Annotated in this window: 11 protein-coding genes; 3 read left to right on the top strand and 8 right to left on the bottom strand. The window is 62.0% G+C overall.

The genetic code is table 11. From position 1 onward, the window contains the following. Positions 1-235: 235 nt before the first annotated feature. Positions 236-496, top strand: a complete 261-nt coding sequence (locus ENJ19_12450; protein HHM06529.1) for a hypothetical protein — start codon at positions 236-238, stop codon at positions 494-496. 119 nt (positions 497-615) lie between these two features. Here the strand turns inward: ENJ19_12450 and minE are convergent, their stop codons facing one another. From minE to ENJ19_12410, 8 genes are all read right to left on the bottom strand, one after another. After that, on the bottom strand, positions 616-897 hold the full coding sequence (gene minE, locus ENJ19_12445; protein ID HHM06528.1) for a cell division topological specificity factor MinE: 282 nt from the start codon (positions 895-897) through the stop codon (positions 616-618). A 3-nt stretch (positions 898-900) separates the two neighbouring features. Then, complete coding sequence (gene minD / locus ENJ19_12440) at positions 901-1,713, bottom strand: septum site-determining protein MinD (protein HHM06527.1); 813 nt, start codon at positions 1,711-1,713, stop codon at positions 901-903. Between the two features lie 80 nt (positions 1,714-1,793). Continuing rightward, positions 1,794-2,588 (bottom strand): septum site-determining protein MinC, encoded by a 795-nt coding sequence (gene minC, locus ENJ19_12435; GenBank protein ID HHM06526.1) that lies wholly within the window; start codon positions 2,586-2,588, stop codon positions 1,794-1,796. Positions 2,589-2,726: 138 nt separating this feature from the next. Further along, positions 2,727-3,392: a nucleotidyltransferase family protein gene (locus ENJ19_12430; protein ID HHM06525.1), complete on the bottom strand. Its 666-nt coding sequence runs from the start codon at positions 3,390-3,392 to the stop codon at positions 2,727-2,729. Positions 3,393-3,494: 102 nt separating this feature from the next. Beyond that, positions 3,495-4,493, bottom strand: a complete 999-nt coding sequence (locus ENJ19_12425; GenBank protein ID HHM06524.1) for an NAD(P)-dependent glycerol-3-phosphate dehydrogenase — start codon at positions 4,491-4,493, stop codon at positions 3,495-3,497. A gap of 207 nt (positions 4,494-4,700) precedes the next feature. Continuing rightward, a complete protein-coding gene (gene secB, locus ENJ19_12420; protein ID HHM06523.1) occupies positions 4,701-5,177 on the bottom strand; it encodes a protein-export chaperone SecB in 477 nt (158 codons plus the stop codon). Between the two features lie 84 nt (positions 5,178-5,261). Beyond that, the gene (locus ENJ19_12415; protein ID HHM06522.1) at positions 5,262-5,693 is read right to left on the bottom strand and encodes a rhodanese-like domain-containing protein; all 432 of its coding nucleotides are present in this window, start codon (positions 5,691-5,693) and stop codon (positions 5,262-5,264) included. 49 nt (positions 5,694-5,742) lie between these two features. After that, positions 5,743-6,087: an ArsR family transcriptional regulator gene (locus ENJ19_12410; GenBank protein ID HHM06521.1), complete on the bottom strand. Its 345-nt coding sequence runs from the start codon at positions 6,085-6,087 to the stop codon at positions 5,743-5,745. Positions 6,088-6,301: 214 nt separating this feature from the next. Here ENJ19_12410 and ENJ19_12405 point away from each other — a divergent pair, with 214 nt between their 5' ends. Both ENJ19_12405 and ENJ19_12400 read left to right on the top strand, forming a co-directional pair. After that, positions 6,302-7,864, top strand: coding sequence for a 2,3-bisphosphoglycerate-independent phosphoglycerate mutase (locus ENJ19_12405; protein HHM06520.1), 1,563 nt, complete (start codon positions 6,302-6,304; stop codon positions 7,862-7,864). 53 nt (positions 7,865-7,917) lie between these two features. Then, on the top strand, positions 7,918-8,849 hold a 932-nt coding region (locus ENJ19_12400; GenBank protein HHM06519.1), incomplete at its 3' end, for a hypothetical protein.

The following is an 8,849-nucleotide window of genomic DNA, read 5'->3' as shown; positions in this document are numbered from 1 at the left end:
AATAGCGCGGCACAGGGATGTGCCGCCATTGGCGCAAGTCAATGCGAGCCCGCGAAATACCAGCCATTTCGCACAATGGCGCCCGTATTTCGCGGGCGGCAATCAAACAGGTCAGGACGACCTGTTTGATTGCCGGGTTAATAGTATGACCGATGCCAGTTTCAGCAACCACTTGAATCTGCGCGGGCAAGATTCAAGATTCCGGACGCTGGTGAATGGTAATGTCTAGCTGTTCATGGCGGTCGACAACATCGACCCCAAGAAAACGCGGGCCAGCTCACCACAGACCAACGGGAACTGCGGGCAATTCCACAAGACCATCCTGCAAGAGTTCTATCGGGTAACGTTCCGCAAAAGCTCCAGCCTGTCTGGAGGACCTGCAAGCAGGCATGACGGTGGACTACCGACCCGTCAGGGCAAGATGTGGTGTGGACGCAGGCCCATGGCAACCCTGGAAGATGGCAAGAAAATCTGGCAGGAGAAGCTCGCAGGCTGAACGTCACCTGACAGTCGCCCCCGAAAAACCGGTAGCTGTCAGATCAAATCTGAACCACTACGTTTTTTACTCCCTCCGCGCAAAGCAATCTTCACGCTCATTTGTTGCCGGTGCGCACCCTAGCGCACGCCCGCCCGCTTGATCTGGCCCGCCGGCTCTGGCAGTTGAATGTTGAGTTCCAAAATCTCGCAGTCTCCGTTGCGATCGAGGTTGACTTGGACGTTATCCAGATCAACATCGATATAGCGGCCGACGACTTCCAGCAATTCGCGTTTCATGGCGGGCAAGTAGTCCGGGCCGTCGCGGTCGGTGTGTTCGCGGGCCAGGATGATCTGGAGGCGGTCTTTGGCAACGACGGCGGTTTTTTTCTGTCGACGCAGCAGGTAATCAAGCAGTGACATAAGTCAGGTCCCAAACAGGCGGCTGAAAAACCCTTTTTTCTCTTCGTCGAGAAAGCGCAGGGGCATTTCTTCGCCAAGGAAGCGGGCGACCACGTCTTTGTAAGCTTGACCGCTTTCGCTGCGCTCGTCGTGGATGACAGGAATACCGGAGTTCGATGCCTGCAATACGGTCTCGGATTCCGGGATAACGCCGATGAGGGGGATGCCCAGCAACTCCTTAACGTCTTCTATGCTCAGCATTTCGCCCATGGCGACACGTTTGGGCGAGTAGCGGGTGATGAGCAGATGTTCCTTTATGGGCTCTTCTTCACCTTGTTCGGCGCGCTTGGATTTGGCGGCAAGGATGCCGAGTATGCGGTCAGAGTCTCGCACCGAGGAAACTTCGGGGTTGGTGACCACCAGGGCTTCGTCGGCATAGTAAAGTGCCATCACCGCGCCGCGCTCTATGCCCGCGGGTGAATCGCAAATGATGTAGTCGAAGCTTTGTCTGAGTTCGTCCAGTACTTTGCCCACACCTTCTTCCGTCAGCGCGTCCTTATCGCGGGTCTGGGAAGCGGGCAGGATGTAGAGGTCGTCAACGTGCTTGTCTTTGATGAGGGCCTGTTTGAGGGTGGCTTCGCCGTTGAGCACGTTGACAAAGTCGTAGACCACGCGGCGCTCGCAACCCATGAGCAGGTCGAGGTTGCGCAGGCCGATGTCAAAGTCGATCACCACGCTTTTCTTACCCCGTTGCGCCAGGCCGGTCGCAACGTTTGCGCTGGTGGTGGTTTTACCCACGCCACCTTTACCTGAAGTAACGACAATTACCTTGGCCAAGGTTGTCTCCTTTTGAAATCCACGGGGTCGTTGTTGCGGCTCGCTTGTCGGTGTTCAAGGAGCCTCCGGAAACGTCAATGTTACAGCAGAGTGAACACCAACTGCTCTTTGTCCAGATGCACTTGAACCGGTTTGTCGCGAAACTCACGGGGCACGGCGTCTTCAAACACCCGGTAGTGCCCGGCGATGGCCACGAGTTCCGCGGCCATGTGCTGACAGAAGATTCTTGCGCCGGTGCCGCCCTGCACACCGGCCAGCGCACGCCCCCTCAGGGGCGCGTAAACGTGAATGTTGCCGTCGGCAACAATTTCCGCGCCGGCGTTGACCGCCGCCAACACCACCAGATCGCCCCCCCGGGCGTATATTTGCTGGCCCGAGCGCACCGGCTGATGAATCACTTTGGTGGCCTGAGTCTGGGACGCTCCTGTTTTTTTGTGCTCAACGGCTGGCGGGGTGCGCCGGAGTCCGGCCGCAGGCGGCGCCTGGGCGCCCGGCAAATCTTTGAGGGTGCCGCCATTCATGATGGCCAGGCCGGCGGCCACGGCAGCGTCTTGCTGCGCAGCATCAGCGTGACGAACCCCCACCGGCACCAAGTGCAGACCCCGCAACAGTTCTGCCATTGCTTTGAAGTCTATGGGAGTGGCCGGTTCTTGCAATGTTGAGACATCGATAACGACAGGGGCGTTATTGAAGAAACGGGGACTTTTGGCAACGTAATGCCGCAGTTCGCGCTCGAGGTGCGCCAGGTCGTTGTGATAGAGACGCATGACCGTTATGGTGAAGACGGATCCTTTGAGATCGATGGCAAGCTGGCGGTTTTGGGGGGCGGGCTGGGGAGGGCTGTCAGATTGATCCGCACCAGAGAGCATGTTCATTCCATTATCTACCCAGCGCTTATCAAGCCAGCGGACGAAAAGATTACCCGATATTGTACGCAGTGGATTCGCCTTACACAAATTTCCGGTTGGCCCGCCCGGCAGGTTTTGGGCCCGGTGAGAGGGTCGTGCGACCGCTCAGCCCGGGCTCAGGCGCTGTTCCACTTCAGCCAAGCGCGCCGGTGTGCCAATGTCGAACCAGGTTCCGGTGTAGTGCTCTGCGCTCACCCGGCCGCGGGCGATGGCACGGCGCAGCAGCGGCGCGAGGGGAAAGCGGCCGGCCGCGCAGGAGGAAAAAAGTTCCGGGCGATAGACGCCTATGCCGCTGTAGGTGAGGCGGACGCCGTCACCGTCGTGCACCCGGCCCTGACGCAGGGCAAAGTCACCCTGGGGGTTGTGGGGAGGGTTGTCCACCAGCACCAGATGGGCCAGGCCCGGTGGCCGGGCGGGCAGACGGGCATAGGAATAGTTGGTCCAGATATCGCCGTTCACGACGATGAAGGGTTGGTCGCCAAGCAGCGCCAACGCGTGCAGGATGCCACCGCCGGTCTCCAGCGGCTGCGGACCTTCGTGCGAGTATTGAATTTGCACACCGAAGCGACTGCCGTCCCCCAGCGCGGCTTGGATCTGGGCGCCGCGGTAGGCAAGATTGATCACCAGCCTGGTGATCCCGGCCGCGCGCAGCGCCTCGATGTGGTAATGAATCAGGGGCTTGCCCGCCACGGTCAGCAGGGGCTTGGGGAGGGTGTTGGTCAGGGGCCGCATGCGTTCGCCGCGGCCGGCGGCCAGAATCATGGCTTTCATGGCGTGATCCGGGAAGGAACTCGGGACGCATCTGCAATGGTCAAGGACATCGGGGCGTTCGGTTCAAACCGGCGATGACAGGATCCGCAGGCGCTGCCCGGGCTAGGCCCACTCAGCTTTTTGCTCCCGGCTGAGCAGGGCGTCCACTGCCTGGCGCGGAGAACACTCCCCTTGCAGCACCCGATGGGCCTGCTCGCAAATGGGCATTTCCACACCCCATTGCCCGGCCTTGCGCGTCACTTCCCGGGCGGCGCTGACACCTTCCGTCAGGCCCAGTTCCCCGGCGGCATCCGCCAGCTTCCGCCCCTGGCCCAGCCGCAGACCCAAGCGACGGTTGCGCGATTGATTGTCGGTGCAGGTCAGCACCAGGTCGCCCAGGCCGGCCAGGCCCATGAGGGTTTCGCGCCGGCCGCCCAGCACCGCACCCAGACGCATCATTTCCGCCAGCCCGCGGGTAACCAGGGCAGCGCGGGTGTTGGCGCCAAAACCCAGACCGTCGGCGATGCCCACGGCGATGGCCAGGGCATTTTTCACCGCCCCTCCCACTTCCACCCCCACCACATCGCTGCTGGTATAGGCACGAAACTGGGGATTGTGCAAACGCTCCGCCAGGCTTTGGGCAAATTCGCGATGGTGTGAGGCGACCGTGACGGCGGTGGGCAGGCCCTCCGCCACTTCCCGGGCGAAGCTGGGACCAGACACCACTGCCAGGGGCACGTCCGCATGCAGTTCCTCGGTGGCCACCTCGTGCAGCAGCTTTGCGGTCTGCCGCTCCAGGCCCTTGCTGGCCCAGGCGATACGATGACCTGCAATATCGTGCCGGGCCAACTGCGCCATGATGTGACGAAAGGCGTGACTGGGCACCGCCACCAACAGGTCGCGGGCGGCCGTGACGACCCTGTCCAGGCCGGACTCGGGCCTGATCAATGGCGGCAGGTCGATGCCCGGGAGGTGGCGCTCATTGCGCCGGCTGTCCCGCATGGCAGCCACGTGGGCCGGGTCACGGGTCCACAGGCTCACCGGATGGCCGTTGCGGGCCAGCAGGATGGCCAGGGCCGTGCCCCAGGCCCCCGCGCCCAGCACGGCCACGGGCGTACTCATGCCCTCCGCCGCGGCAACGGGCCACACAGAGACGCGGCTGACTTGACAGCTTGTCGAAAAACCCCGTTTTTTGACGAGCTGTGTACGGTGCAGGGAGGCACCGTCATGTTCAATGACGAGAAGTCATTGTACATGTGGGGCCGCCGGACACCGCGTTGGCGGCAGCCGGCGTTGAAATAGGCCGGGAAGGCCTTTTTCAACATCCTGTCAATGGGTGCTGGCCTGTTCACCCGCCTGCTGCGCGGCCTGCTGCTCTTGTTGCTGGCGGTACAAGGCGTCAAAATTGATGGGCGCCAGGACCAGCTGGGGAAAACCGCCCTTGGTCACCACGTCTGACACCACCTCCCGGACGAAGGGAAACAGCAGATTGGGGCAGTAACTGCCCACCATGGCGGCAAATTGGTCTTTGTCAAAACCTTCGATATTGAAAATGCCGGCCTGCTGCACCTCGATCAGGTAAGCCACTTTGTCTTTCAGCTTGGCTGTCACCGTGACCGTCAGCACAACTTCCTGGGTGGTGTCGTTCAATGCCGCCGCAGTGTTGCGCAACTGGACGTTCACTTCCGGTTCCCACTGTTCCATGAAAATCATGGGCGAATTGGGCGTTTCAAAGGACATGTCCTTCACATAGATTTTCTGAATCGCGAACTTTGCCGCGGGGGTATCCTGGGCTTGTTCCGACATGACGTGCCTTTTCCTTTCAAATTCAGTGTGGGCCGCAAGGCGGGGGGCATGTGTTTGTGATCCCGCCGGCCGCGCAATGGATATTCAGCCGCCGGCTTTGACGACGGGCAGACCCGCCTCCTGCCAAGCCAACATGCCACCTTTGAGTTTGTACAGTTTCTCAAAGCCTTGTTGCCGCAGGGTCACGGCTGCCTGGGCCGAACGCTGGCCAGTGCGGCAGTAAACCAGCAGTGGCCGGTCTTTGTATTCGGCCAGTTCCTGCAAGCGGTTTTCCAGCAGGCCGAGGGGAATGTGCAGCGCATCAATGATGTGGCCCTGGCCGTATTCTTTGTCGTCGCGCATGTCCACCACCACCGCATTTTCGGAGTTCATCAGGCGCACGGCGTCCTGGGGGGCAAGCTCCCTGAAGCCAAGCAGCTTGCGTTTCATTTCCGTCACAATGAGCGCGCCCACGATCAACACGAAGGCCAGCACCAACACCCACTGATTCACCAAAAACTCACCGAACTGTCCCACGCTCGCAGCACGCCTCCTCAGCGGAAATCAATTGAAAACACACAACGCCTCAGGCTGAATCCCTGGTCGCGGCAGGGCCGCTCTGATCATCACAAAAAAGCTCGCGCATCATATCAATCAAGCGCAAGGTCCGCTCGTCGTGGACGCGGTAATACACCCAGTTGGCACGTTTACGGGAATTCAAGATGCCTTTCTCACGCAAGATCCGAAGATGCTGGGAGATGTTGCTCTGGCTGGTGCCCACCTCTTCGACGATGTCCTTCACCCGGGCCTCCCCGTCGCCCAGGGCGCAAAGGATTTTCAGCCGCAAGGGGTGAGACATGGCTTTCAGGGACAGGGAGGCTTTTTGGATGTCCTCTTCCTTGTAGATCAGCGCGGCGTTTCGCTTGTTCATCACCCAGACCCAAACCGGCAATCAGCACCAACCACCGGCCGATGAAGGATGCCTTTTATTAGCGTTTCATTATACAATTAATCGCTTAACAAGAAACCCGATCACACCCCGTCGATCTCGGGCTTGCGCCGGCAGAACCCGCCCTGCACATGCAGTGGGCAGGGCCGATTTGAACCTCTTGTATTAACCCCCAATTTTGTAAGTGTTAGGATTGATGAGCGGATCACGCCCAAAACCCGTAGTATTACTTGTCCTAGACGGCTGGGGCTATCGCGAAGCCCCGCAAGACAACGCCATTTACCACGCCTCCACCCCCGTGTGGGATCATCTGTGGGCCGATTACCCTCACCTGCTGATCCGCAGCTCGGGCACCGATGTGGGCCTGCCTTCCACCCAGATGGGCAATTCCGAGGTGGGTCATTTGAATCTGGGGGCGGGCCGGGTGGTGTATCAGGAATTCAGCCGCATCAGCCGCGCCATCAAAAGCGGGTCATTTTTTACCAACACCACCCTCACGGCTGCGGTGGACTGCGCCGTCACAGCCGGCAAGGCCGTGCATGTGTTGGGTTTGTTGTCCCCCGGGGGCGTGCACAGCCACGAGGATCACATCTTCGCCATGCTGCGCCTGGCCGTGGAGCGGGGCGCAAAGCGCGTCTACCTGCACGCCTTTCTCGACGGCCGCGACACCCCGCCCAAGAGCGCGGCGGCATCGCTGGAAAAAGCGCATGCGCTGAGCAGCGAATTGGGCGCAGCCCGCATTGCCTCCATGGTGGGGCGCTACTACGCCATGGACCGTGACCACCGCTGGCCGCGGGTGCAGGCCGCCTACGATTTGCTCACCCTGGGGGAGGCCGCCCACCGGGCGCCAGACGCCTTGAGCGGCCTCAAGGCCGCCTACGCGCGAGGCGAGACAGACGAATTCGTCACCCCCACCGCCATTGTCCCGCCCGGCACCACCCCGGTGAGCATCGAAGATGGCGATGCCGTTGTGTTCATGAATTACCGCTCCGACCGTGCCCGCCAGATCACCCGGGCCTTCACCGAAGACGCGTTCCAGGGCTTTGCGCGCAAGCGCCGCCCCCGCCTGGGGGGCTTCGCCACGCTGACCGAGTACAGCCGCGAGTTCAACGTCCCCGTGGCCTTCCCGCCGGAGCGGCTGCGCAATGTCTTCGGCGAGTACATCGCCAAACTGGGCCTGCGCCAGCTGCGCATTGCCGAGACGGAGAAATACGCCCATGTCACCTTCTTTTTCAACGGCGGCGTGGAAGACCCCTTCCCCGGCGAAGAGCGCATTCTGGTGCCCTCCCCGGACGTGGCCACTTATGATCTGCAGCCGGCCATGAACGCTCCGCTGTTGACGGAAAAGCTGGTGGACGCCATCAAAAGTCACCGCTTCGACGCCATCATCTGCAATTACGCCAACCCGGATATGGTGGGCCACACCGGGAATTTTAGTGCCGCCGTCCAGGCCATCGAAGCGGTGGACCGCTGCGTGGGCCAGGTGGTGGCCGCCATCCGCGAGGCGGGCGGTGAAGCGCTGATCACCGCCGACCACGGCAATGCCGAACAAATGCGCGACCCCGCCACGCACCAGGCCCATACCGCCCACACCTGCAACCCCGTGCCCCTTGTTTACGTGGGCAGGCCGGCACCAGCGGCCGCCAGCGGCAGCCTGTCGGATGTGGCGCCCACCCTGCTCCATTTGATGGGCCTGGACGTGCCCACGGAAATGAACGGCCGGCCCCTGCTCGCCCCGGGCGGCAACGGCCTGGCGTGAGAATCACCCGCCCTTGGGCTATTATTCAGCCCGGGAAACAGCGGGAGCAATCTTTGAGAAAGACGCTGTTAGGGGTGCTGGTCGCGGCACTGGCCGCGGGTGCAGGCATGCCGCCCGGCGCCGCGGCCACCGCTGACCGGCAGGCCGAACTCCAGGCACTGCGGGAAACCATCGCCCGAATCCAGTCCAGGCTCCAGACGCTGGAACAGCGCCATAAACACACCGCCAGGGCCCTGGCGAAAAGCGAGCGGGACATCAACCGTCGCCTGCATCGCACCCGCGAGCTGGAAGCAGCGCGGCGCAAGCAGGTTGCCGAACTCCAGCAGCTGGAGCGGGAACGGGGTGTTCACCTCAAACGGCTCAGGGCCCAGCGGCGCTCCCTGCGCGGTGCCCTGTCCTCTGCCTATGCCCTGCGCCAGCAGGGCACGCTGCGCATCCTGCTCAGCCTGTCGGAACCGGCGGCGGTGGGACGCAGTCTCAAGTATCACGAATATGTCCAGCGTGCCCACGGCGCCCGGATCGCCGCCGTGCAAAGTACCGTGGCCGCCCTGGACGCCGTGGCAGACCAGATTCAGGCGAAACGGGACGCGCTGGACCTCACGCTGCTCACCGAGCGCGCAGAACTCGATCAGCTGCGCAAAGCGCGGGAAGAGCGCCGGAGAGTGCTGGCGGCGCTGGACCAGGAAATCAACAGCAAACAAAAACGCCTTGCCCGGCTCAAGGAAGACGAGGCCGCGCTGGCGGACATTGTCAAAGAGCTGGACCGGGCGCTGGGGGCGCAACGGCCCAGGGACAGGCGCCCCTTCGCCAGCCTTAAAGGGAAGATGCCACTGCCTGCCAAAGGACCTGTCACCGCGCACTTCGGCAGGCGGCGCCTGCACAGCCAACTCAAGTGGCAAGGGATCGTGATTGCCGCCCCTATCGGCAGCGACGTGACCGCTATCGCCACAGGGCGGGTGGTCTTTGCTGACTGGCTGCGGGGTTT

The sequence above is a fragment of the Gammaproteobacteria bacterium genome (assembly GCA_011375345.1).
In the GTDB taxonomy this organism is placed as follows: Bacteria; Pseudomonadota; Gammaproteobacteria; order DRLM01; family DRLM01; genus DRLM01.
This window is presented reverse-complemented; position numbering and strand designations above follow the sequence as displayed.

What these genes read in the sequence shown, in the direction of transcription:
- minC (HHM06526.1), bottom strand. Translation starts at nt 2,588, where the DNA reads ATGAACATGCTCTCTGGTGCGGATCAATCTGACAGCCCTCCCCAGCCC.
- ENJ19_12425 (HHM06524.1), bottom strand. Translation starts at nt 4,493, where the DNA reads ATGAGTACGCCCGTGGCCGTGCTGGGCGCGGGGGCCTGGGGCACGGCC.
- ENJ19_12410 (HHM06521.1), bottom strand. Translation starts at nt 6,087, where the DNA reads ATGAACAAGCGAAACGCCGCGCTGATCTACAAGGAAGAGGACATCCAA.
- secB (HHM06523.1), bottom strand. Translation starts at nt 5,177, where the DNA reads ATGTCGGAACAAGCCCAGGATACCCCCGCGGCAAAGTTCGCGATTCAG.
- ENJ19_12430 (HHM06525.1), bottom strand. Translation starts at nt 3,392, where the DNA reads ATGAAAGCCATGATTCTGGCCGCCGGCCGCGGCGAACGCATGCGGCCC.
- ENJ19_12450 (HHM06529.1), top strand. Translation starts at nt 236, where the DNA reads ATGGCGGTCGACAACATCGACCCCAAGAAAACGCGGGCCAGCTCACCA.
- minE (HHM06528.1), bottom strand. Translation starts at nt 897, where the DNA reads ATGTCACTGCTTGATTACCTGCTGCGTCGACAGAAAAAAACCGCCGTC.
- ENJ19_12405 (HHM06520.1), top strand. Translation starts at nt 6,302, where the DNA reads ATGAGCGGATCACGCCCAAAACCCGTAGTATTACTTGTCCTAGACGGC.